At 74.2% G+C, this 21,340-nt stretch carries 21 protein-coding genes and 1 tRNA gene; 17 read left to right on the forward strand and 5 right to left on the reverse strand.

What is annotated here, in order from left to right:
• Positions 1 to 39: 39 nt before the first annotated feature.
• The 3 genes from LPU61_RS26160 to topA all read left to right on the forward strand — a co-directional run bounded on the left by LPU61_RS26160 (position 40) and on the right by topA (position 4,416).
• A complete protein-coding gene (locus LPU61_RS26160; RefSeq protein ID WP_043961493.1) occupies positions 40 to 582 on the forward strand; it encodes a hypothetical protein in 543 nt (180 codons plus the stop codon).
• Positions 573 to 1,202: a hypothetical protein gene (locus LPU61_RS26165; RefSeq protein WP_043961494.1), complete on the forward strand. Its 630-nt coding sequence runs from the start codon at positions 573 to 575 to the stop codon at positions 1,200 to 1,202. Before LPU61_RS26160 ends, LPU61_RS26165 begins: the two co-directional genes overlap by 10 nt.
• 385 nt (positions 1,203 to 1,587) lie before the next feature.
• Positions 1,588 to 4,416 (forward strand): type I DNA topoisomerase, encoded by a 2,829-nt coding sequence (topA, locus tag LPU61_RS26170; RefSeq protein ID WP_043961495.1) that lies wholly within the window; start codon positions 1,588 to 1,590, stop codon positions 4,414 to 4,416.
• Between the two features lie 18 nt (positions 4,417 to 4,434).
• Here the strand turns inward: topA and LPU61_RS26175 are convergent, their stop codons facing one another.
• Both LPU61_RS26175 and LPU61_RS26180 read right to left on the reverse strand, forming a co-directional pair.
• On the reverse strand, positions 4,435 to 5,367 hold the full coding sequence (locus LPU61_RS26175; protein ID WP_052503817.1) for a DUF559 domain-containing protein: 933 nt from the start codon (positions 5,365 to 5,367) through the stop codon (positions 4,435 to 4,437).
• A 197-nt stretch (positions 5,368 to 5,564) separates the two neighbouring features.
• Complete coding sequence (locus tag LPU61_RS26180) at positions 5,565 to 6,881, reverse strand: D-arabinono-1,4-lactone oxidase (RefSeq protein ID WP_229406463.1); 1,317 nt, start codon at positions 6,879 to 6,881, stop codon at positions 5,565 to 5,567.
• 225 nt (positions 6,882 to 7,106) lie between these two features.
• Here LPU61_RS26180 and LPU61_RS26185 point away from each other — a divergent pair, with 225 nt between their 5' ends.
• The gene (locus LPU61_RS26185; RefSeq protein ID WP_229406622.1) at positions 7,107 to 7,715 is read left to right on the forward strand and encodes a TetR/AcrR family transcriptional regulator; all 609 of its coding nucleotides are present in this window, start codon (positions 7,107 to 7,109) and stop codon (positions 7,713 to 7,715) included.
• 16 nt (positions 7,716 to 7,731) lie between these two features.
• Here the strand turns inward: LPU61_RS26185 and LPU61_RS26190 are convergent, their stop codons facing one another.
• Positions 7,732 to 8,940 (reverse strand): amino acid deaminase/aldolase, encoded by a 1,209-nt coding sequence (locus tag LPU61_RS26190; protein ID WP_043961498.1) that lies wholly within the window; start codon positions 8,938 to 8,940, stop codon positions 7,732 to 7,734.
• Between the two features lie 179 nt (positions 8,941 to 9,119).
• On the opposite strand from LPU61_RS26190, the gene tmk reads away from it, so the two are divergent.
• The 6 genes from tmk to LPU61_RS26220 all read left to right on the forward strand — a co-directional run bounded on the left by tmk (position 9,120) and on the right by LPU61_RS26220 (position 15,017).
• Positions 9,120 to 11,405 (forward strand): dTMP kinase, encoded by a 2,286-nt coding sequence (tmk, locus tag LPU61_RS26195; protein ID WP_255700228.1) that lies wholly within the window; start codon positions 9,120 to 9,122, stop codon positions 11,403 to 11,405.
• Entirely contained in the window at positions 11,405 to 12,685 is a 1,281-nt protein-coding gene (locus tag LPU61_RS26200; protein ID WP_082106152.1) for a DNA polymerase III subunit delta', read from the forward strand. The genes tmk and LPU61_RS26200 overlap by 1 nt, the downstream gene beginning before the upstream one ends.
• Before the next feature lie 123 nt (positions 12,686 to 12,808).
• A complete protein-coding gene (locus tag LPU61_RS26205) occupies positions 12,809 to 13,138 on the forward strand; it encodes a YbaB/EbfC family nucleoid-associated protein (protein WP_043961499.1) in 330 nt (109 codons plus the stop codon).
• A gap of 1 nt (position 13,139) precedes the next feature.
• Complete coding sequence (locus LPU61_RS26210; RefSeq protein ID WP_043961500.1) at positions 13,140 to 13,445, forward strand: hypothetical protein; 306 nt, start codon at positions 13,140 to 13,142, stop codon at positions 13,443 to 13,445.
• Complete coding sequence (locus LPU61_RS26215; RefSeq protein WP_043961501.1) at positions 13,445 to 14,122, forward strand: hypothetical protein; 678 nt, start codon at positions 13,445 to 13,447, stop codon at positions 14,120 to 14,122. Before LPU61_RS26210 ends, LPU61_RS26215 begins: the two co-directional genes overlap by 1 nt.
• Positions 14,123 to 14,177: 55 nt before the next feature.
• Positions 14,178 to 15,017 carry a regulatory iron-sulfur-containing complex subunit RicT gene (locus LPU61_RS26220; protein WP_043961502.1) on the forward strand — a complete coding sequence of 280 codons (840 nt, stop codon included), beginning with the start codon at positions 14,178 to 14,180 and terminating at the stop codon, positions 15,015 to 15,017.
• Between the two features lie 4 nt (positions 15,018 to 15,021).
• Here the strand turns inward: LPU61_RS26220 and LPU61_RS26225 are convergent, their stop codons facing one another.
• A complete protein-coding gene (locus tag LPU61_RS26225) occupies positions 15,022 to 16,926 on the reverse strand; it encodes a metallophosphoesterase (RefSeq protein WP_374199715.1) in 1,905 nt (634 codons plus the stop codon).
• Positions 16,927 to 16,972: 46 nt separating this feature from the next.
• Between LPU61_RS26225 and LPU61_RS26230 the strand changes: the two genes are divergently transcribed.
• The 7 genes from LPU61_RS26230 (at position 16,973) to LPU61_RS26260 (ending at position 20,781) form a co-directional block, all read left to right on the forward strand.
• A tRNA-Thr gene (locus LPU61_RS26230) sits at positions 16,973 to 17,046 on the forward strand.
• A gap of 407 nt (positions 17,047 to 17,453) precedes the next feature.
• Complete coding sequence (locus LPU61_RS26235) at positions 17,454 to 17,732, forward strand: hypothetical protein (protein WP_144420154.1); 279 nt, start codon at positions 17,454 to 17,456, stop codon at positions 17,730 to 17,732.
• Positions 17,733 to 18,002: 270 nt separating this feature from the next.
• The gene (locus LPU61_RS26240) at positions 18,003 to 18,926 is read left to right on the forward strand and encodes a hypothetical protein (RefSeq protein ID WP_043961505.1); all 924 of its coding nucleotides are present in this window, start codon (positions 18,003 to 18,005) and stop codon (positions 18,924 to 18,926) included.
• Positions 18,927 to 18,932: 6 nt separating this feature from the next.
• Positions 18,933 to 19,247 (forward strand): hypothetical protein, encoded by a 315-nt coding sequence (locus LPU61_RS26245; protein WP_043961506.1) that lies wholly within the window; start codon positions 18,933 to 18,935, stop codon positions 19,245 to 19,247.
• Entirely contained in the window at positions 19,244 to 19,885 is a 642-nt protein-coding gene (locus LPU61_RS31665) for a hypothetical protein (protein ID WP_277814335.1), read from the forward strand. Before LPU61_RS26245 ends, LPU61_RS31665 begins: the two co-directional genes overlap by 4 nt.
• Positions 19,886 to 19,924: 39 nt before the next feature.
• Entirely contained in the window at positions 19,925 to 20,185 is a 261-nt protein-coding gene (locus LPU61_RS26255; RefSeq protein WP_077935728.1) for a hypothetical protein, read from the forward strand.
• A gap of 56 nt (positions 20,186 to 20,241) precedes the next feature.
• Positions 20,242 to 20,781 (forward strand): DUF4240 domain-containing protein, encoded by a 540-nt coding sequence (locus LPU61_RS26260; RefSeq protein ID WP_229406464.1) that lies wholly within the window; start codon positions 20,242 to 20,244, stop codon positions 20,779 to 20,781.
• Between the two features lies 1 nt (position 20,782).
• Here LPU61_RS26260 and LPU61_RS26265 read toward each other — a convergent pair whose 3' ends face one another.
• The gene (locus LPU61_RS26265) at positions 20,783 to 21,268 is read right to left on the reverse strand and encodes a GNAT family N-acetyltransferase (RefSeq protein WP_229406465.1); all 486 of its coding nucleotides are present in this window, start codon (positions 21,266 to 21,268) and stop codon (positions 20,783 to 20,785) included.
• Positions 21,269 to 21,340: the final 72 nt, after the last annotated feature.

Below are 21,340 nucleotides of genomic sequence, written 5' to 3' on the forward strand. Positions count from 1 at the left end.
CCCGTGGCACAACGGCGCGGAGGCCGTACGCTGCAACGCATGCGCACGTGCCGGGCGGCGACCGCCGGAAAGCTGACGGCGGTCCTCGCCACGCTGGTCCTGGCGCTGGCCGCGTGCGGCGGCGGCCCCAGCCCGCGGGCGTGGGCGGCGTCGGTCTGCGAGGCGCTCACCCCGTGGCGGGCCGAGATCAACAAGCTGACCAGCAGCACTCAGCAGCAGATGACCGCGCAGACCACCCCGGCGCAGGCGAAGGAGAACCTGGTGCGGCTCTTTGCCGGCGCGGAGGACGCCAGCGAGACCGCCCGTCGCAAGATCGACCAGGCCGGCGTCCCCGAGACCGAGCACGGCGAGGAGATCTCGACCCGCTTCCAGGCGTCCCTGGGCAAGGTGCGCGACGCGTACGGCCGGGCCCGGGACACCATCGACGGGCTGGGCACCGGCGAGGCCACCGCCTTCTACGACGGGGTGCGCACGGCCGTGGAGACCCTCAACAAGGAGTACGACGCCAGCGCGCTGGACACCAGCCGGCTCGACTCCGAAGAGCTCAGGCAGGCCTTCGACGAGGTCCCGGAGTGCCGCTGACGTCCCCCGACCGACCACCCGACCCGGTGCGGCAGCTCTCCCTGTTCGGCGCCGAGGCGGCGGACCCGTCCGTCGCCGACCTGGCCGGGCTGCTCGCCGGGCCCGGTGAGGTGTCCCGGATGGGCGGCACCGCCCGGCTGTCGATCGTGCTGGACGCCGCCTGGCGGGTGCACGTGCTCGTCGCCGAGCTGTCCCGGCGCGGCGTCGCCGCGACCTGGGAGGCGACTGCCGACGGGCGGCACCTCGTGCGCACCTCGTACGCGAGCACCCTGGCGCCGCTCGCGCTGGCCTGGCTGCTCGACCCGCCGACAGCGGGGGAGGTGAAGCGGCCGCCCGCCGGGTTCCACCTCAACGGCCGGCGGCTGCGGCTGTGGGTGGCCGCCGCCGGGGCGGCCGAGCCGCCCGGGTTCCTGCTCCGCCTCGGCGCGGCGGACGAGCACTGCCGGGGACCGGTCGGCGCGGCCCTGGCCGCCGTCGGCCTGCCGGCGGTGCTGCTCGACGCGCAGGCGGGCGGTCCGGCGTACCGGATCACGGGCCGCCGCCGGCTGGCCCGCCTCGCCGACCTCATCGGCGACCGCCCGCCCGCCGCCCCCGCTGCCGACTGGCCCGCCGCGCCCTGAGCCGGGCGGGCGGCACGTCCTGAGCCGGGTGCCGCGGCACGCCCTGGGCCGGGCGGCGCGTCGCTGGTCGGCCTCCTCCGGGTGTCCGATCAAGGACACTCCGGCCGTCGGACGGCGGCGGCGGAGCGGCTGGTCGGACCTCCACCGAGAGGCGGCGTCGTCACAGTGGCCCGCCCGAGGGCCTACCCACGGTGTACGGTGGCGCCGTCCGGCAAGACCGTCGCCGGTGCCCGGGGAAGCGACGTGGGCGGTTTGCCGCCCGCGAAACCCGGAACGCGGGCGGCGCGTTACGTTGGACATCCGGACCGCCGGCGGTTCCGGCGGACCGCGGGTGGTCCGCGCCCCGGATCGGCCGGCCACGAGCAGGAGTGAGGTCGCAGGAGACGTGCCGAGCAACGCCAGGACCACCCGTCTGGTCATCGTCGAGTCACCGGCGAAGGCCAAGACGATCTCGGGCTATCTCGGCCCGGGGTACGTCGTGGAGGCCAGCTTCGGTCACGTCCGCGACCTGCCGCGCAACGCCGCCGACGTGCCCGCCAAGTACAAGGGCGAGCCGTGGGCCCGGCTCGGGGTGGACGTCGACAACGGCTTCCACGCCCTCTACGTGGTCTCGCCCGACCGCCGCCAGCAGATCAGCAAGCTGGTCAAGCTGGCCAAGGAGGTCGACGAGATCTTCCTGGCCACCGACGAGGACCGCGAGGGCGAGGCGATCGCCTGGCACCTGGTGGAGACGCTGAAGCCCAAGGTGCCGGTCAAGCGGATGGTCTTCCACGAGATCACCAAGCCGGCGATCCAGGCGGCGGTGGCCAACCCCCGCGAGATCGACCGGGACCTGGTCGACGCCCAGGAGGCCCGGCGCATCCTCGACCGGCTCTACGGCTACGAGGTCTCCCCGGTGCTGTGGAAGAAGGTCATGCCGAAGCTCTCGGCGGGCCGGGTGCAGTCCGTGGCGACCCGGATCGTGGTCGAGCGGGAGCGGCAGCGGATGGCCTTCCGCACCGCCGAATACTGGGACATCCTGGCCACCCTCGCCGTGGCCAGGCCGGGCGAGGGGCCGCGCACGTTCAACGCCACCCTCGTCGCGCTGAACGGCGACCGGATCGCCACCGGCAAGGACTTCGAGCCGACCACCGGCCGGGTGCGGCCCGGCGCGGGCGTCGTGCACCTCGACGAGGGCGGCGCGCGCGGCCTGGCGGCCCGCCTGCAGGGGCGGCCGTTCACGGTCACCCGGGTCGAGGAGAAGCCCTACCGCCGCCGCCCGTACGCGCCGTTCATCACCTCCACCCTCCAGCAGGAGGCGGCCCGCAAGCTGCGGTTCTCGTCGCAGCAGACGATGCGCACCGCGCAGCGGCTCTACGAGAACGGCTACATCACCTACATGCGTACCGACTCGGTGAACCTGTCGGAGACCGCCATCGCGGCGGCCCGCCGGCAGATCGTCGAGCTGTACGGCGAGCGCAGCGTGCCGCCGGAGCCGCGCCGCTACACCGGCAAGGTGAAGAACGCGCAGGAGGCGCACGAGGCGATCCGCCCGGCGGGGGACAACTTCCGCACCCCGGGCGAGGTGGCCCGGGAGCTGTCCGGCGAGGAGTTCAAGCTCTACGAGCTGATCTGGCGGCGCACCATCGCCTCCCAGATGACCGACGCGGTCGGCTCCAGCGTTTCGGTGCGCATCCGGGCCGTCTCCTCCGCCAGCGAGGAGGCCGACTTCGGCGCAACCGGCAAGACGATCACCGACCCGGGCTTCCTGCGCGCGTACGTCGAGTCGTCCGACGACGAGAACGCCGAGGCCGAGGACGCCGAGCGCCGGCTGCCCAACCTGGTCAAGGACCAGCCGCTCACCGCCGACGAGCTGGCCGCCCAGGGTCACCACACCCAGCCGCCGTCGCGGTACACGGAGGCGTCGCTGGTCAAGGCCCTGGAGGAGCTGGGCATCGGCCGCCCCTCCACCTACGCGTCGATCATGCAGACGATCCAGGACCGGGGGTACGTCAGCAAGCGCGGCCAGGCGCTCATCCCGTCGTTCCTGGCGTTCGCGGTGATCGGCCTGCTGGAGCGGCACTACCCCCGGCTGGTCGACTACAACTTCACCGCCAGCATGGAGAACGAGCTGGACGAGATCGCCGGTGGCGACCACGCCGCCGTCGACTTCCTCACCGCGTTCTACTTCGGCAGCGCCAACGGGGCCGGCGACCAGGACATCGCCCGCTCCGGCGGGCTGAAGAAGCTGGTCACGGAGAACCTCAGCGAGATCGACGCGCGCAGCGTCAACTCGATCCCCCTGCACACCGACGACGAGGGCCGCGAGGTCGTCGTCCGGGTGGGACGCTACGGGCCGTACCTCCAGCGGGGCGTGCCCGGCGAGGAGCCGGCGGCCCACGGGGAGGGCGAGGAGGGCGGTGCCCAGGGCGACCGGGCGCCGATCCCCGAGGGGCTGGCCCCCGACGAGCTGACCCCGGAGAAGGTGCACGAGTTGTTCCTCGGCGGGGGCGGCGAGCGCAAGCTCGGCGACGACCCGTCGACCGGCGAGCCGATCCTGCTCAAGTCCGGCCGGTTCGGCCCGTACGTGGCCAGCGGCGAGCGCAAGTCGTCGCTGCTGCGCACGCAGTCGCCGGACTCGCTCACCCTCGAAGAGGCGCTGAAGCTGCTCAGCCTGCCCCGGCTGGTCGGGGTGGCCCCCGACGGCGTGGAGGTCTTCGCCAACAACGGCCGCTACGGCCCGTACGTCAAGCGCGGCGACGAGTTCCGTTCGCTGGACTCGGAAGACAAGATGTTCACCGTCACGCTGGACGAGGCGCTGGCCCTGCTGGCCGCCCCGAAGACCCGCCAGCGTCGCGCCGCCGCGCCGCCGCTGCGGGAGATGGGCAACGACCCGCTGACCGAGAAGCCGCTGGTGATCAAGGACGGCCGGTTCGGCCCGTACGTAACGGACGGCGAGTTCAACGCGTCCCTGCGGCGGGGGCAGACCCCGGAGGCGCTGACCGTCGAGGAAGCCTCCGAGATGCTCGCCGAGAAGCGCGCGAAGGGCCCGGCCCCGAAGAAGAAGGCGGCGGCGAAGAAGGCCCCGGCCGCGAAGAAGACGACGGCGAAGAAGACGACGACCGCGAAGAAGACCACCGCCGCCACGAAGACGACGGCGGCTGCGAAGTCCACGGCGACCAAGAAGGCGACCCCGGCCAAGAAGGCGACACCCCCCAAGAAGGCCACCACCTGAGCAAGGGCGGCGGCTGGCTCAACCGGGCCAGCCTGCCGCGCGGAGAGCGGCGCGGACCTGGGCTACCACCTCGTCAGGAGTGTGGCGCACCGCCCAGGCTGGGAATCGCAGCACCCGGTCGCCCTCGATCCAGAGGTCGTTCTGTCGTCGCATGTCCGCCCAGGCGGCCCGCGGGTCGAGGTGCTGTCCACCGTCGATCTCCACGTGCACGCGCCAGTCGTCGAACCAGACGTCCAGGTACCGACGTCGGCCGCTGGCGTCGCGTCGCACCGCCTGCCGGGACGGCTCGGGCAGGCCGGCGCGGCGTGTCAGCCTGAGGAAGTCCAGCTCGGGCAGGGAGTGGGAGCCGCCTGCCGCATCGTCGGCTGTTTGGCGGATGAGGCTGCGGCGTCGCGCCCGCGGTAGCCGGTCGAGCACGCGGTGCAGGTCGTCGCCGGCGACGAGCCGCTGCTGGAACCCGGCCGCGATGATCGCCCGCGCGTCCTCGTCGGTGGCCGCCCACTGCGCGGCGTCCACCAGCGAACGTGCTGGCATGGTGCGACACGGCTGACCCACCCGTAGCACGTCCTCCTCAGGCAGGTGGGTGGTGCGGTGCAGAAGGACGCCGGGCGGAAGCGAGCGGGTCTGGTGCGCGGCGGGCAGGAGCAGGTGCACGGCTCGGCTGTCGTACCGGCGCAGGCCCCAGGCACTGGCGGCGGTAGGGCCGGCGAGCACCGCCGCCGCTCCAGCGGCCAGAACAGCTATCCAGCGGCGCTGGTCTGCGCTCACCGGGCCGTTGTGGGTGACGAAGACGGCGCGGTGCACCTGTCGCCACCGTTGGACGGTGACCCGGTGCCGGATCGCCTTGGGAGTCAGGAACCGCCGTGCCTGCGCCAGGCTGATCACATCGTCCTGATGGAAAAGCAACCAGGTCAGTTCGTCGGCGTCGTCCCCTGGCAGCGCCCGCGCCAACCGGGCCCAACCCCCACCGCTACCCCCACCCTGCCCCAGGCTCCCGCTCCCACTCCCGCCCCTCACCCCACCACTCTCCCCACAGAGGGATCACCTCTCCACCCCCTGTGGACAACCTCCGGATCTTGGTACGAATCCGCCCCCCTGAGGGCAATTTCGTACCAAGATTCGCGAGGCCCGTTCGCGCGGGGCGCGCGTCAGGTGCCCAGGAGAGTTGTCAGGTGGGGGCTTCCGAAGACTCTCTGCGGGTCCAGGCGGTGGCGGAGGGACTGGAAGTCGGCGAACTTCGGGTACGCCGGGGCGAGCGACTCCGCGTCGCGCCAGTGCAGCTTGCCCCAGTGGGGGCGACCGCCCAGGCCGGCGGCGACCTCCTCGACGGCCCGGAAGTACGGCTCGTAGGGCGCGCCGACGTACTGGTGGACGGCGATGTACGCGGAGTCGCGCCCGTACCCGTGGGAGAGCCAGATGTCGTCGGCGGCGGTGAAGCGCACCTCGACCGGGAACTGCACCTTGAACGGGAGCCTGTCGACGATGCGGCGCACCTCGGCCAGGGCCTCGGGGAGGGCGGCGCGCGGCAGGCCGTACTCCATCTCCATGAAGCGGACCCGGCGCGGCGTGCAGAAGACCGCGTCGGAGCGGCCGGTGTAGGTGCGTTCGCTGAGGGCCCGGGCGGAGGCCGCGTTGATCGCGGGCACCAGGCCCGGCGCGGCGCGGCCGAGCCGGCAGAGGCCGGCGAAGACGGTGTTGGAGAGGAAGTCGTCGTCGAGCCAGGCCCGCCAGCGGGGCAGCGGCCGGTCGTCGGCGGGCACCCGGTCGTTGGTCTTGAGCTGCACCCGGTCGGTGTAGGGGAACCAGAAGAACTCGGCGTGGTCGTGCGCGGCGATCAGTGACGGCAGGTCGGCGAGGACGTCGTCGAGGGCGGCGGGGCGCTCGTGGGCGCGCAGCACGAAGGCGTCCACGACGCGCAGGGTCACCTCGGTCAGCACGCCGAGGGCACCGAGGGAGACGCGGGCGGCGGCGAAGACGTCCGGGTGCTCGTCGGCGGAGCAGCGCAGCACCTCTCCGGTGCCGGTGACCAGGGTGAGCGCCTCGACGAAGGTCGACAGGCAGCCGTACGCCGCGCCGGTGCCGTGGGTGCCGGTGGAGATCGCCCCGGCGACGGTCTGCGCGTCGATGTCGCCGAGGTTGGGCAGCGCCAGCCCGTGCCCGGCGAGCAGGGCGTTGAGTCGGTGCAGCGGCATTCCTGCCGGTACGGTGACCAGGCGTCGGTCGCGGTCGACCCGGATTTCGGTGTCGAGGTCGGTCAGCTCCATCCGGTGGCCGTCGGCGCACGCCACGGCCGTGAAGGAGTGGCCGCTGCCGACGGGCCGGATCCGCTCGCCGGCGTCGGCGGCGGCCTGGACGGCGGCGGTGACGTCGGCGATCGTACGGGGGCGGAGGATGGTGGTGGCGGTGCTGCGCTGGTTGCCGGCCCAGTTGCTCCAGTGGGGGCTCGGCGGGGTCGTGCTGCCCATGCGCGCTCCTCGACGTGAACGTGAGATGTCTTCATATCAGGAACGTTGTGCCTGGTAAATACCGCAATCCAGGTCCGCTCGTTGTACCGGTAGTCACGTACTCGTGACGTGCAGATATGTTCATCCGTCGAAGGGGGGTGGCGCCGAGTGTCCACACCAGCCGCCACGACCGGGCCGTTGCGCCGGGTGCCGGTCCAGGGTCGAAGCGTCGCGCGGGTCCAGCGGATGCTGGACGCCTGCGCCGAACTCGTCGACGAGGTGGGGTACGAGGGACTGACCACGACCCTGCTCGCCGAGCGCGCCGAGGTGGCGATCGGGTCGGTCTACCAGTTTTTCCCGGACAAGCGGGCGATCGTGCAGGCGCTGACCCTGCGCACGATGGAATCCTACCTCCAGCGGCTCGACGAGCGGTTCGCCTCGGACGATCTGACGCACTGGTGGGACGGCGTCGACGCGGGGATCGACGAATACATCACGATGCACCGCACCGTCCCCGGGTTCCGTACCCTGCACTTCGGCGACGTGGTCGACCTGCACCTGCTGGACGAGCAGCGGGACAACAACGGCGTGATCGCCGACCAGCTCGCCCGGGTGCTCACCGAGCGGTTCGGGATGGTCGACGAGCCGCGCCTGCGGTTCTGTCTGGAGATCGCCGTCGAGGCCGCCGACGCCCTGATCAAGCTGGCGTTCCGGCGCAACGCCGAGGGCGACGAGCGGGTCCTCGCCGAAGCCAAGGCGCTCATCCGCGAATACCTGCACCGGCACGTGGAGGCGTCGGCCGCCGCCGCTGCGGGCGTCACCACCCCGGCCCCCGCCCCCGCCCCCGCCTCCTGAACCGGCGGCGGCGAGGCTAGAGGAAGGCGTGGCCCTCCCCCCGGTAGGTGGGGACGGTCTCGACCACCCGGTCGCCGTCGACCAGGTGCAGCTCGTTGACGCGCTCGCACAGCTCGCCGGCCTTGGCGTGCCGGAACCACACCCGGTCGCCGACGCGCAGGCCGGCCGCCGCCGGGCCGGTCAGCGGGGTCTGCACCTCGCCGGCGCCCTCCGCGCCGAGGAGCTTGAGCCCGGTCGGCAGCCAGGGGGTGGGCAGCCGGCTGGCGGCGGGCGGGCCGGAGGCGATCCAGCCGCCGCCGAGCACGGTCGCCAGCTCCGGCGTCGGCCGGCGGACCACCGCGCAGGCGAAGAACGCCGCCGGGGTGGGCCGCCAGGCCCGGTACGCGTCGAACAGCGTCGGCCCGTACAGGCCCGATCCCGCGGTGACCTCGGTGACTGCGGGATCGGCGCTGGTCGCCGCCACGCTGCCGGTGCCGCCGCCGTTGACGAACTCCAGGTCGGCGTGCTCGCGTACCGCCGACACCGCCGCGCCCCGGCGGGCCAGCAACTCGCGGTACGACCCGCGCTGGGCGGCCCGGATCGCGGCGGCGAGGGCCGCCCGCCCCGGCGGGGCGTCGCCCAGCCCGGCGATCTGCGCCTCGTACGACATGAGCCCGACCAGCCGGAAGCCCGGCCGGGCGGCGATCGCGGCGGCGAGCGCGCCGGCCGCCCGGGCGCTGTGCACCGGTGAGCGGCGCACCCCGACGTGCACCCGCCTGCCCAGGGGCCGCCAGGAAGCGTCGAGGTCGATGCAGACCCGCAGCGCGGGCCGGCGGCCCGGCGGGCACACCGCGTCGACGAGGTCGAGCTGGTCGGTCCCGTCGACCATCAGCGTGACCGCGCCGGCCAGCCCCTCGTCGGCGGCCAGCTCGGCGAGCGCCCCCCGGTCGGCCGTCGGGTACGCCACCAGCGCGTCGTCGGTCACGCCGGCGCGGACGAGCCAGCTCGCCTCGGGCAGGGTGAACGCCATCACCCCCCGCCAGCCGGGGCGGCCCAGCACGCGGCGGAGCAGCTCGCGGGACCGGACGGACTTGCTGGCGACCCGGATCGGCTTGCCGCCGGCCCGGGTGGGCAGCGCCGCCGCGTTGGCGTCGAACGCCGCCAGGTCGACCACCGCGTACGGCGGGTCGAGGTGGGCGGTCGCCCGTTCCAGGCGTTCGCGCAGTTTGTCGCCTTCGCTGGTCACGTGTGCACGCTAACTGTCGATCGGTCAATTGTGAAAGAGCCTCGCGTCTGCCGGACCGTCTTCCTCCCGGCGGCCCGGGGACACGGGCGGCGGCGGGTGGCGTCTGCGGCCTAGGCTCGGCGAGCAGGCACTGTCACGGGCGGGAAGTCCCCCGGCCGGGACTAGAGTGTTGCACCGGGATGCCCAACGTTGGGCCGGCACGTGGAGGTACGGCCATCGAAAGCCAGAACAGCGGCGAGTCGCCCGGCGAGTCGCCGTCGGCCGGCCCGCCCGGCGCCGAGGACACCGGCCGCACCGGCACCCAGGCGGGCGCTCAGCCGGCCGGGACGCAGCCGGCCGACCGGTCCGGGGCCGCCGCGATCCGCTCCGTGCTGCGCATCCGACCGTTCCGCCGGCTCTGGATCGTGCTCGGCGCCGCGTCCTTCGGCGACTGGCTCGGCCTGCTCGCCACCTCGGTCTTCGCCGCCGCCCAGGTCTCCGGCAGCACCGCCCAGGGCGCCGCGTTCGGCACCCTGATCGCGATCCGGCTGCTGCCCGCGCTGATCCTCGGCCCGGTGGCCGGCGTGCTCGCCGACCGGTTCGACCGGCGCTGGACCATGGTCATCTGCGACGTGCTGCGCTTCCTGCTGTTCGCCTCCATCCCGCTGTTCGCGCTCACCGGGGCCAGCGGCGGGCTGGTGGTCGGCTGGGCGGCGGTCGCCACCTTCCTGATCGAGACGATCACCCTGCTCTGGATCCCGGCCAAGGAGGCCGCGGTCCCCAACCTCATCCCGCGCGCCCGGCTGGAGGCGGCCAACCAGCTCACCCTGATCACCACGTACGGGCTGACCCCGATCGCCGCCGCGCTCGGCCTCGCCCTGCTCGACCGCAGCGTCCGGGCGGCCACCGGCGGGGAGATGCCGTCCTGGGCCGAGCCGGCGCAGCTCGCGCTCTGGTTCAACGCGTTCTCCCGGCTCGCCACCGCCCTGGTCGTCGCCTTCGGGATCAAGGAGATCAGCCAGGCGCAGGCCGGCGAGGCCGCGCGCACCGAACAGGGCGTCATGCGCCAGTTCACCGAGGGCTGGAAATACATCGGCCAGACCCCGCTGGTCCGTGGCCTGGTGCTCGGCATCTTCGGCGCGTTCGCCGGCGGCGGCATCGTGATCGGCACGGCCAAGTTCTTCGCCGCCTCGCTCGGTGCCGGTGACGCCGCCTTCTACCTGCTCTTCGGGGCGATGTTCATCGGCCTCGCCCTGGGCATCGGGCTCGGCCCGATGATCGTCCGGGAGATGTCCCGGCGGCGCTGGTTCGGCATGAGCATCGTGCTGGCCAGCGCGTCGGTGCTGGTGCTCGCGTTCGCCGTGCACCTGTCCATGGCGATGCTCGGCGCGATCCTCGTCGGCGCGGGCGCGGGCATGGCCTTCCTCGCCGGCACCACGCTGCTCGGCGGCGAGGTCGCCGACGAGGTGCGCGGCCGGGTCTTCGCGGTGGTGCAGATCGGCACCCGGCTGGTGCTGATCCTCGCCATCGCGCTGAGCAGCCTCCTCGTCGGCGTCGGCGGCTCCCGCAAGCTGACCATCGCCGACCTCGGCATCTCCGTCTCCTCCACCCGGCTGCTGCTGCTCGCCGCCGGTGCCGCCGGCATCTTCGCCGGCATCAGCGCCTTCGGCCAGATGGACGACAAGAAGGGCGTGCCGGTCCTCGCCGACCTGTGGGGGTCGATCCGGGGCCGCCCCCTGATGCCGGCCGAGCACTTCGTCTCCAGCGGGCTCTTCGTGGTCTTCGAGGGCGGCGAGGGGGCCGGCAAGTCCACCCAGCTCGCCGCGCTCGCCGAGCGGCTGCGCGGGCAGGGGCGTGAGGTGGTGGTCACCCGGGAGCCGGGCGCGACCGAGATCGGCGCGCGGATCCGCACCCTGCTGCTCGACGCGACCGCCGAGGGCCCGTCCCCGCGCGCCGAGGCCCTGCTCTACGCCGCCGACCGGGCGCACCACGTCGCCACCGTCGTCCGGCCGGCGCTGGTCCGGGGCGCGGTGGTGATCAGCGACCGGTACGTCGACTCGTCCCTGGCCTACCAGGGGGCCGGGCGGACGCTCCCCGTCGACGAGGTCTCCTGGCTCTCCTCCTGGGCCACCGGCGGGCTCAAGCCCGACCTGGTGGTGCTGCTCGACGTGGACCCGCACACCGGCCTGTCCCGGGTCGCCGCCCGCAACGAGGGGCCCGACCGGCTGGAGGCCGAGTCCGTCGCCTTCCACGAGCGGGTCCGGTACGCCTTCCTCGACCTCGCCGCGAACGACCCGAAGCGCTACCTGGTGCTGGACGCCTCCCGCCCCGTCGAGGAGACCGCCGCGCTGGTCGCCCGCCGGGTGGAGGAGTTCCTGGTCGACCCGGCCGGGATCGTGCACCCCCGGCCCGCCCAGGGGCCCGACACCTCCGTGCAGCCCGAGTTATCCGACTCGGAGCTGGTGACGATGGAGCACCGCACCTGATGCCGGACGTCTCCGCAGCCGAAGCCGCCGCGCCGGAAACCGCGGCCCCGTCGGAAGCCCTCACCAGCCCGCCGGGCGTCTTCGCCGACCTCGTCGGGCAGGACGACGCGGTCGCCACGCTGCGCCGGGCCGCCGCGGCGGCCGCCGCCCAGCTCCGGCAGGCCGCCCCCGGCGGTGAGCCCGCCGCCGACCCCGGGGCCGGGATGACCCACGCGTGGATCTTCACCGGGCCGCCCGGCTCGGGCCGCTCGCTGGCCGCCCGCGCCTTCGCCGCCGCCCTCCAGTGCGCGTACGGCACCGGGTGCGGCACCTGCCCCGGCTGCCACACCACGATGGCCGGCACCCACGCCGATGTGCGGCTCGTCGCGCCCGAGGGGCTCAGCATCGGCGTCGGCGAGATGCGTGCCCTGGTGCTGCGGGCGGCCAGCACCCCGTCCGGCGGGCGTTGGCAGGTGGTGATCATCTCCGATGCCGACCGGCTCACCGAGGCGGCCGGCAACGCGCTGCTCAAGGCCGTCGAGGAGCCACCACCGCGCACGGTGTTCCTGCTCTGCGCCCCGTCCACCCACCCCGACGACGTGTCGGTGACCATCCGGTCGCGCTGCCGGGTCGTACCGCTGCGGCAGCCCGCGCCCGAGGCGGTGGCCGAGGTGCTGGTCCGCCGGGACGGGATCGCGCCGGACGTGGCGCGGTGGGCGGCGGCGGCCGCGCAGGGGCACGTGGGCCGGGCCCGGCGGCTCGCCGGCGACCCGCAGGCCCGCAGCCGGCGCGACGCCGTGCTCGCCGTGCCCCGCCGGCTCACCGGGGTGGGCGCCGCCTTCGACGCGGCGTCCGCGCTGATCGAGGCCGCCGAGGCGGAGGCCGCCGCGTCCGTCGCCGAACTCGACGAGGCGGAGAAGGCCGCGTTGCAGACGGCGCTCGGCGCGGGCGGCACGGGCCGGGGCGCGGCCGGCGCGATGCGCGGCGCCGCCGGCCAGCTCAAGGACCTGGAGAAGCGGCAGAAGTCGCGGGCCACCCGCGCCCAGCGCGACGCCCTGGACCGGGCCCTGGTCGACCTCGCCGGCTTCTACCGCGACGCCCTCGTCGCGGCGCTGCGCGCGCCGGTCGCCCCCGTGCACACCGACGCCGCCGCGCTGGCCGAGGCGGGCGGGCAGAAGTGGCACGCCGAGGGGGCGCTGCGCCGGCTGGAGGCCGTGCTGGAGTGCCGGTCCGCCATCGAGTCCAACGTCAAGCCGCGCATCGCCGTGGAGGCGATGATGCTGGCCCTCTGGAAGGGCTGAACCGCCCACCCCTGCTCCGTCCACAGGGCATCGACAGGCCCGATTGGTGTGCGGTACGGTCCGGTGATGCCGTGGTGACCGTGGCGGCACACTCAGTGAGTGCACTGCCGGGAGGAGTCCGCGATGCCTCGGGGGGAGATCGACGAGGCCTGGATCGAGGAGGCGGTGCGGCGCTACCGCCGCATCGAGGCGTTGCAGGCCGAGTTCGACCAGGCGGTGGCGACCGTGGAGGTCACGGTGCGTTCCCCGGACGGCCTGGTCGAGGTCGCGGTCACCGCCGACGGCCGGATCACCGACGTGCGTTTCCTCGGCCCGCTGCACCAGCGCCACCACCGCGACGTGGCCGCCTCCGTGCGCGCCGCCGTGGCCGCCGCCGCCGACGCGGCCCAGTGGGCCCGGGAGAAGCTGCACAACGAGACGTTCGCCGCCTACCGGCCCCTCGCGGGGGCCTGACGTGGACGAGCTGCGCGCCCTCGCCGCCCGGCTGGACGAGGCCGGCGCCACCCTGGAGGCGCTGGCCCGCGCCGTGACCGCCACCGACCCGCCGCACCCGGCGTTCGGCGCGCACGTCCCCGGGCGGCCCGGCGAGATCGGCCGGGCCCTGCACCGGCGGTGGACCGACGCCACCGGCGACCGGGCCCGGGAGGCGACCGTCGCCGCGTCCCGCCTCGCCGCCGCCGCGTCCGCGGTGCGCACCGCCGCCGACCGCTACTCGGGGGTCGACGACGCCGTCCGCCGCCGGCTGGGCCGGGAGTTCTGATGGACGCCCTCGACCGCCTCGCCGAGCCGGGGCTCGACCTGCTCGACCGCGTCGACACGCTGCTCGCCGGCGGGGCACCCGAGGGGCACCGGCTCTGGCCGCTGCTGCGCCGCATGCAGGTGCTCCCCGGCGACGCCGTGCGGGGCTTCCTCGACCTGCACCCGGCCCCGCTGGCCGGCGCCGGCCACGCGGTGCGCGGGCTCGTCCGGGCGTACGACGAGGTCAGCCGCACCCTCACCGATCCCGCCGCCTGGTCCGGGCCGGCCGCCTCGGCGTACGACCAGGCGCGCGCGGTCCTGCTGCGCCACCTCGACGAGGGCCCCGAGAGCCTGGTGGGCCGGCTGGAGGCCACGGCCGGCTACGCCGACGCCCTCGCCGACTGGGTGGAGGGCAGCCGCCTCGCGTTGGCCCGCGCGCTCGCCGACGTGCTCGGCTCCGCCGAGGCGGTCCGGGTGCGCGCCGCCACCGCCACCGCCACCACAGGCGGGGCCGGGCCGGGCGGGGCGGGGCTGCTCGCGGCGGCCGACATCGCCCACCGGGTGCTGGCCGTGCTCGGGGTGGCGTACGACGGGGCGGAGACGCTGCTGCGCCAGTGGTCGCCGAGCCTCGCGGAGACCACCTGGCGCGGGTCGACGGTCGGCGGCCCCTACCACGGCTCCCCGCTGCGGGTCCGGTGACCGGGCGGTGACACGGGGGTGGGTACCGGGCCGCGCCGCGTCGTAGGGTGAAGGCATGGGCATGCTCTGCGCGGTCAGCTTCAACCGGTACGGGCGCCTCTACTACCTCGACCCGGGCGAGTTCCGCCCGCAGGTGGGCGACCGGGTGCTGGTCCCCACCGACGACGGCCCCGAGGTCGCGGAGTGCGTCTGGGCCGCGCAGTGGGTCGGTGAGGACACCGACGGCTTCCCCCGGCTCGCCGGCCTCGCCACCGACGACGACCTGCGCCGCGACGAGCTGCTGCGGCGGCGCAAGGCCGAGGCGAAGGTGGCCGCGAAGCGGCTGATCCGCGAGCACGGCCTGCCGATGAAGGTGGTCGCCGTCGACCACGTGCTCGCCACCGCCGACGGCGGCGGGGACCGCACCACCGTCTACTTCACCGCCCCGCACCGGGTCGACTTCCGGTCCCTCGTGCGCGACCTCGGGGCCACCCTGCACTGCCGGGTCGAGCTGCGCCAGCTCTCCGCCCGCGACTCCGCGCGGGTGCAGGGCGGCATCGGCTCCTGCGGGCGCGACCTGTGCTGCGCCACCTTCCTCACCGACTTCGAGCCGGTGACGATCCGGATGGCCAAGGACCAGGACCTGCCGCTCAACCCGCTGCGCATCTCCGGGGCCTGCGGCCGGCTGATGTGCTGCCTGAAGTACGAGCACCCGCTCTACCAGAAGTTCCAGGAGTCGGCCCCGCCCGTCGGCAGCCGGGTGTCCACCCCCGAGGGCGACGGCCGGGTCGTCGGGCACAGCGTCCCCCGCGACGCGGTCACCGTCCGGCTGGACGCCGACGGCTCGCGCTCCATGTGCTCCCGCGCCGACGTCTGCGGCTCCCGCCGCGCCCACGACCAGCGCTACGACGCCTGAGCCTTCAGGGCTCCAGCACGATCGGCGGCTCGGCCAGGCGCGGGGTCAGCGGCTCCTTCGGGGTCAGCCAGGAGGCGGTCGGGGACCCGTCGGGGTTCGGCCGCCAGTCGCGGGCGACCCGGTCCACGGCGACCGGGTAGACGGTGAGCGTGCCGTCCGGGTCGATGCGCATCCGCAGGAACGCCTTCGCGTCCTCGATGCCCTGGCCGGCGAACAGCTCGTTGACGTTCACCCCGAACGCCGCGGCCACCAGCAGGTACGCCGCCACCAGCTCGGTGGAGAGGAAGCCGATCAGGGGGCCGTACACCACCGCCGCGGCGGCCACGGGCAGCGGCCACGGCCAGTCGTGCAGGGGCACCGACAGCCAGGCCCAGGTGCCGGCGGCGGCGAGCGCCACCTGCGCCAGCCCGTGCGTGACGCCGAGGATCCAGTGCCGCACGTGCCGCTTGCCGCCCGCGCTCGGCGGCTTCGCGAAGAAGACCGCGCCGAGCATCGTCACCAGCAGCATCGCCACCAGGGGGACGCTCAGCAGCCGCTGCTCGGTGCCGCCGGCCCGGCCCGCCGCCACCCCGGCCATGGCCAGCATGAGCAGGGTGTGCACGGTGCCCAGCAGGGTGCCGAAGCCCGGGTTGCGTCTCGGTAGCCGGGCGAAGACGCCCCAGCCGTACCGGCGGGAGCGGGCCCGGTCGGGGAACGTGGCCGCGAGGTCGTACGGGAGGCTGCGGCTGGCCCGCCGGGACAGGGTGTCGCGCGGGGGCACCTCGATCCGCTCGGGCAGGTGGTGGGTCGGGTACAGGTAGGCCCCGCCGCTGCCGCAGGTGACGAGCTGCCGGTCCGGGCCGGCGTACCGGGCGTAGTGGTGCAGGTCGCCGGAGACCAGCAGCCGCACCCGCGCCCCGGTCGGCGCGACGATGGTGCGGATGAAGTAGTCGATCGAGTCGTACGCCGTCGGGTGGTCGACGGCCTTGACCCACGTCGGCGCCGGCACGGCCAGGATCACCCGGCTGTCCGGCCCCAGCCGCTTCGCGACGGTGTCGAAGTAGGTGAGCTGCGGGTCGTCCAGGTATGAGCCGGACTGGTCGTCGAGGCCCAGCAGCCACCAGTCGGCGGGCAGTTCGACGGCGAAGTACGAGCGGGACTGGCCGGTGCCCCAGCCGCCGAAGTGCCGGTCCCGGGAGCGGACGAACAGCCGCAGGAAGGCGGTCAGCCCGTCGTACCAGTCGTGGTTGCCGGGGACCGCGAACAGCGTGGGCCGCTCGGGCGGCGTGACCGGCAGCGCGGCCTGGTACGGCCCCTTGCAGCGGTCCTCGTACGCCTCGTAGGAGGCCGACGGGTAGACCTGGTCGCCCCCCATCACCAGGGTCTGCGCGCGGGGCAGCCGGTGCCCGTCGACGGTCAGCTCCGGCTGGGCGAGCAGGTACGCGACCGAGTAGGTGGCGTCGAAGCCGTCGCCGAGGTCGGCCACGTAGTCCAGCCACAGCCCGCCGTCCGGCCCGACCTGGCGCTCGATGCGGGCCTCCAGCGAGTTCTGCAGCTCCCGCTTGTCCAGGTACGCCCCGAACAGCATCGCCAGCAGCGTACGCAGGCCGGTGCTGATCAGCAGGAGCGGCGCGAGCCACGGCACCGGCCTGCGCGGGGTGAAGCCCAACTCCGGCGGGTCGATGCTGCGCGGCCGGCGGGCCGTGCGGGCGAAGGCGCGCTCGTCGTCGGGCTCATCGAGGGGGGCCGGGCCGTCGATTGGGGTGCGATCGTCGGTCACCAGCCGCAGCGTAGTCCGGGCAGCGCCGATCCGCTGTCGGGTGTGAGCAGGGACGGGCCGGATGTCCGGTTGCCCGGGCCCGGTCGCACTGGGCCCGGGTGCCGGGCACGGGTGCCTGTCGCCGTGACTGTTCCCGTTGCGGGGAGGCATCCCGCTGTGGCGGCGGCCGGGGCGTGCCGTACACTTGACGATCGTTGCCGCCTTAGCTCAGTCGGCTAGAGCGACGCACTCGTAATGCGTAGGTCGACGGTTCGATTCCGTCAGGCGGCTCGGTGACGAAGCCCAGGTCAGATGGCCTGGGCTTCGTCGTTTCCGGTAGCGGTCGCACCGCCGCCCGGGCTGGGCCCTGCCGTGCGCGGCTGCCGTGCGCCGCGATCTCTCCCACCCCGGCGTGACACAGCGTGTTCTTCCGTCGAGCGCTGCCACCCCGGCCCGCTGCCTTTGCTCTGCACCCAGATGCGCAACGGCTTACCCGGAGTGATCGGCCGTTGCCTGCCGCGCTCTGCGCGAATGTACATAACTGCAGGTCGGCGCTGATGCTGCGGATATGGGTGCAGAGCAAAGGGAGCGCGAGGCGTGGGCGGGGGTGGATGCAGGGTCACGGGGAGTGGCGCTGGCAGCAAAGCCTCCGCGCACCGGCGGGCCCGGGGGGCGACGGGCTGTGGGAGCCTGTCGCGATGTCCCGTAGCCGCCTGGCGTTGTCCGTCGGGGTTCTCCTGCTCCTCGCCTCCTGCCTGCTGCCGTGCCTGCCCCTGCTGCAGGTGGCCGGGACGTCACTGCCCTATCAGGACCCGACGCCCGAGATGCTGCAACAGCACGCCGCGAACGTCGCGGCGGCCGAACGCCGGCTCGCCGTGTGCGTGGTCGTCGCCGCCGCTCTGGCTCTCCTGGGTCTGGCCGCCCTCGTCCTTGCCTATGTCTGGAGGCGGCGACGCCCGCCGGCGACGTCGGCCTAGTGGCGGTATCCGGCCCGCCGGATGCCCCCATGTCGCCGCCCCCCGCCCCGCCCCCCCGCCGCCCCGCCGCCCCAGGTGTTCGGGCAGGTCAGGGCTTGGATAGCACTATCCGAAGCTGGGGCGTTTGCCCTGGTGAAAGCGTGATTATCTAGTTACCCTTGGGTCAACTGCCCGCCGTTGTGCACCACTTGGTCGGGCTTGTGCCTAACGGAGGGTATGCGTACTCGGTAGTCATCTGGCCCGGCTCCCAACTACCCGAAGGGAGCGCCCATGACCCGGGCCCCGGCGAACCTGATGGCCGTCCGAAGCCTGCTCCTGACCCACCTGGACGTCGACCCGAAGACCTCACGCCCGCAGGACCTGGAACCAGCGGAGGTCGGCATCGTGGGCGACGCCTCCCACCGGGGCGGCTACCACTGTGGCTCCGACCGCGTCGTGTCCGGCGACTACTCCGTGGTGGAGTCCACCCGGGACAGCTCGGGGCTGACCCTCGACGCGTCCGGCCTGGACGTCGGTGACTTCAGCGTGAAGTCGGGCGGCCGCACCCACGACCTGCGTTCGTTCTCGGTCTGGTGCGTGCAGCAGTGCACCGCCGGCACGGCCGACACGCGGGACATCAGGGAGATCATCTATTCCCCCGACGGCAAGACGGTCAAGCGGTGGGACCGGCTCGGCAAGCGCAGCACCGGCGACAGCTCCCACCTCTGGCACACCCACTTCAGTTTCTTCCGCGACTCGACCAAGGCGGGCCGGGACCAGACCCCGCTGTTCCGCCGCTACCTGACCGAAATTGGGCTGATCAGCCCCCCGACACCGGAGGACGACATGAGCGAGAAGGCCGAGAACGAAATCCACCAGGTCTACCTAGGCACGTTCTACGGCGGGAGCAGCATGGGCCGAGCCGTCGACCCCGACGGCGCCGGTCCGGCGGGGGCCAGCAACAGCCTCGTCGCCAAGCTCGACTACCTGATGGCCCGTTTGGACGGCGTCGTCGCCGGGGTCACCACCCTGCAGGGCAAGGATTGGACGGACGAGCCCGCCATCATCGCCGGGGTGCTCGCCGGCCTGTCCCCGCAGCGGCTCGCCGAGGCGCTGGCGACCGCCGGGCTCACCCCGGCGGCCATCGCGGCGGCGGTGCCGCAGGACATGGCCCGCAAGGTCGTCGACGAGTTGACCGCCCGGCTGTCGAGCTGACGTCGTGTGGACCTGGCGACTCTCGTCCCGCCCGGCGGCCTCGGTGCGGTCGGAGCCGGCGGGTTGCTCGTCATGGTCGTCCTGTACCTCCTCAACGCGAACCGGGCCGACCGCAAGGAGTACCAGGAGGCCATCGACCGGGCCGAGCGGCGCGCCGACGAGGCGGAGGTGCGCCGCTCGGCCGCCGAGGCCCGGCTCGACACCCTCCAGCAGGCTGTGGACGAGGCGCGATCCGCCCGGCGGGCGGCCGAGGACCACGCCGACTCCCTGCTGCGGGAACTGACGAGACTGCGTCCGCACGAGCCAGGCGGTGATGCGTGACCGACGAGACCCTTCAGCTACGGCTACGGATGAACCGTCTGGGCCGCCGCCGCGCGGTGATCGCCGTCGCGGCGACCGCCCTCATCGCCGCCACGATCGGCTGGTGGGCGGCGTCGATGGGGCGGCAGACCGTCCAGCAGCAGCAGCGGGCGGCCACCGCCGTGTCCGGTGCCGAGCAACTGTGCCAGCAGGTCCGGCAGCTCGGCGGGACGTGCGTCTTCGACCCGGAAGACCTGAAGGGCGTACCCGGGGATCCCGGGCCGGCCGGTCCGCCGGGACCACCAGGGGTGCCCGGCCTCGACGGTGCCGCCGGTCCCACCGGTCTGCCGGGACCGCGCGGTGAGCAGGGCCCGCAGGGACCGCAGGGGCCATCCGGCCCCACCGGTGCGGTCGGCCCGAGCGGCCCTACCGGCCCGACCGGTCCGACTGGCCCCGGTGGCCCGCCGGGGCCGCCCGGTCCGGAGGGGCCCAGGGGCGAGGCGGGCCCGCAGGGGGAGCGGGGGCCGCAGGGCGAGGCCGGGCCGGGCGGCCCGAGCGGCCCGCCGGGGCCCTGGTGCCCTGACGGTACGACCGCACAGGTCGTCACCGTCGTCACCGCCGACGGCCCGCAGCGCATCGTCGCCTGCGTGACCGAATGAACGACCGATGTCCGCGACCGAGCCCCTAGGAGGCCCGTCATGCCCGAGTCCGTTCCCGTTCCCCTTCCCGCGCACGCGGCGGCGGCCTCCGAGCCGCTGCTGACCGTCGGCGGGGTCACCGCCGCCGGTGCCGCCGTGCTCAGCCTGCTGGTCGCCTTCGGGCTGCCGGTGTCGGCCGACCAGCAGACCGCGCTGCTCGGCCTGGTCGCGGTGCTCGCCCCGCTGGTCGTGGCGGTGCTTGCCCGTGGCCGGGTGTACTCGCCGGCCACCGTGGCCGACCTGCTGGCCCGCCACCGGTAGCCGCCCCGCCCGCCGGCCGGGGGAGGATGTCGGTGCCCCCCGCTAACCTGCGGCTCATGAGCGTGTCGGTGGACGGTGTCGCGAAGCTGCCCGGTGTCGAGGACGAGGCCCGGTTCTGGGCCATGGTGGAGGCCGCGTGGGAGCGGCTGGGCCCCGAGCCGGCGGCGCTGCGCCGGGCCCTGCGGGAGCGGGACCCGGCGGCCGGCGACGTCGACCCGTACGCCCTCGACGAGTGGTTGGACCCGTTCGTCGACCAGCTGCGCGCCCTCGCCGCCGACCTGTCGAGCGAGGAGCTGACCGCCCTGGACCGGGTGGTCGAGCGAAAGCTCTACGACCTCGACCGCGCCGACATCCACGCCGTCACCGACGGCTCCGACGACGGCTTCCTCTACGCCCGGGGCCACATCGTCGCCCTCGGCCGCGAGTTCTACGAGGCGGTGCGGGCCAACCCCGACCTGGCGGTCACCGACGCCGAGTGCGAGAGCATCTGCTACCTGTTCGCGCACCTGCACGACAAGCGGTTCGGCGACTGGCCGCACACCGGGTCGGGCATCTCCCGGGAGTCGTTCGGCAACGCCGACGGCTGGCGGCAGTAGCTCAGAACGCGCAGTACATGACGTGCAGGCCGACCCGGCCCAGGGCAGGGTGCGCGAACGCGCCGGGTACGGTGCCGACCACCTCGAACCCGAGCCGGCGATAGACCCCGACCGCCGCGCGGTTGGATTCGGCCACCGCGTTGAACTGCATCCCGGCGTAGCCACGCCCGCGTGCCCAGTCCAGCGCGTGCCGGCACAGGGCCGTGCCGACCCCGCGCCCCCGGGCGTCGGCGGCCACCATGAAACTCGCGGTGGCCACGTGCGATCCCGGCCCCGGCCGGTTGGTGCCCATCTTGGCCGTGCCCAGCACCCGGTCACCGTCGACCGCCACGACGGTCCGCCCGGGCGGGCGTTCCACCCAGATGTCGTACGCCTGCCCGGCGGTCGTCGCCGGGTCGTAGGTGAAGGTGTCCCCGGCCCGGACGACCTCGGCGACGATCTCCCACACCCGGGGCCAGTCCGTGTCGGTGAACTCCCGGATCAGCACGCCCGCGACGCTACCGCAGGGCGGCGCCGGTAGTGCTGGCACCACCATGGACGGTGGTGTCCCCTGGACGGC

This window comes from Micromonospora sp. NBRC 110038 (assembly GCF_020884815.1).
GTDB classification, from domain to species: Bacteria; Actinomycetota; Actinomycetes; order Mycobacteriales; family Micromonosporaceae; genus Micromonospora; species Micromonospora haikouensis.

Coding starts and splice junctions, on each gene's coding strand:
- LPU61_RS26160 (WP_043961493.1), top strand. CDS start 40: ATGCGCACGTGCCGGGCGGCGACCGCCGGAAAGCTGACGGCGGTCCTC.
- LPU61_RS26180 (WP_229406463.1), bottom strand. CDS start 6,881: ATGGGCAGCACGACCCCGCCGAGCCCCCACTGGAGCAACTGGGCCGGC.
- LPU61_RS26185 (WP_229406622.1), top strand. CDS start 7,107: ATGCTGGACGCCTGCGCCGAACTCGTCGACGAGGTGGGGTACGAGGGA.
- tmk (WP_255700228.1), top strand. CDS start 9,120: ATGCCCAACGTTGGGCCGGCACGTGGAGGTACGGCCATCGAAAGCCAG.
- LPU61_RS26200 (WP_082106152.1), top strand. CDS start 11,405: ATGCCGGACGTCTCCGCAGCCGAAGCCGCCGCGCCGGAAACCGCGGCC.
- LPU61_RS26205 (WP_043961499.1), top strand. CDS start 12,809: ATGCCTCGGGGGGAGATCGACGAGGCCTGGATCGAGGAGGCGGTGCGG.
- LPU61_RS26215 (WP_043961501.1), top strand. CDS start 13,445: ATGGACGCCCTCGACCGCCTCGCCGAGCCGGGGCTCGACCTGCTCGAC.
- LPU61_RS26220 (WP_043961502.1), top strand. CDS start 14,178: ATGGGCATGCTCTGCGCGGTCAGCTTCAACCGGTACGGGCGCCTCTAC.
- LPU61_RS26225 (WP_374199715.1), bottom strand. CDS start 16,926: ATGCCTCCCCGCAACGGGAACAGTCACGGCGACAGGCACCCGTGCCCG.
- LPU61_RS26235 (WP_144420154.1), top strand. CDS start 17,454: ATGTCCCGTAGCCGCCTGGCGTTGTCCGTCGGGGTTCTCCTGCTCCTC.
- LPU61_RS26240 (WP_043961505.1), top strand. CDS start 18,003: ATGACCCGGGCCCCGGCGAACCTGATGGCCGTCCGAAGCCTGCTCCTG.
- LPU61_RS26255 (WP_077935728.1), top strand. CDS start 19,925: ATGCCCGAGTCCGTTCCCGTTCCCCTTCCCGCGCACGCGGCGGCGGCC.
- LPU61_RS26260 (WP_229406464.1), top strand. CDS start 20,242: ATGAGCGTGTCGGTGGACGGTGTCGCGAAGCTGCCCGGTGTCGAGGAC.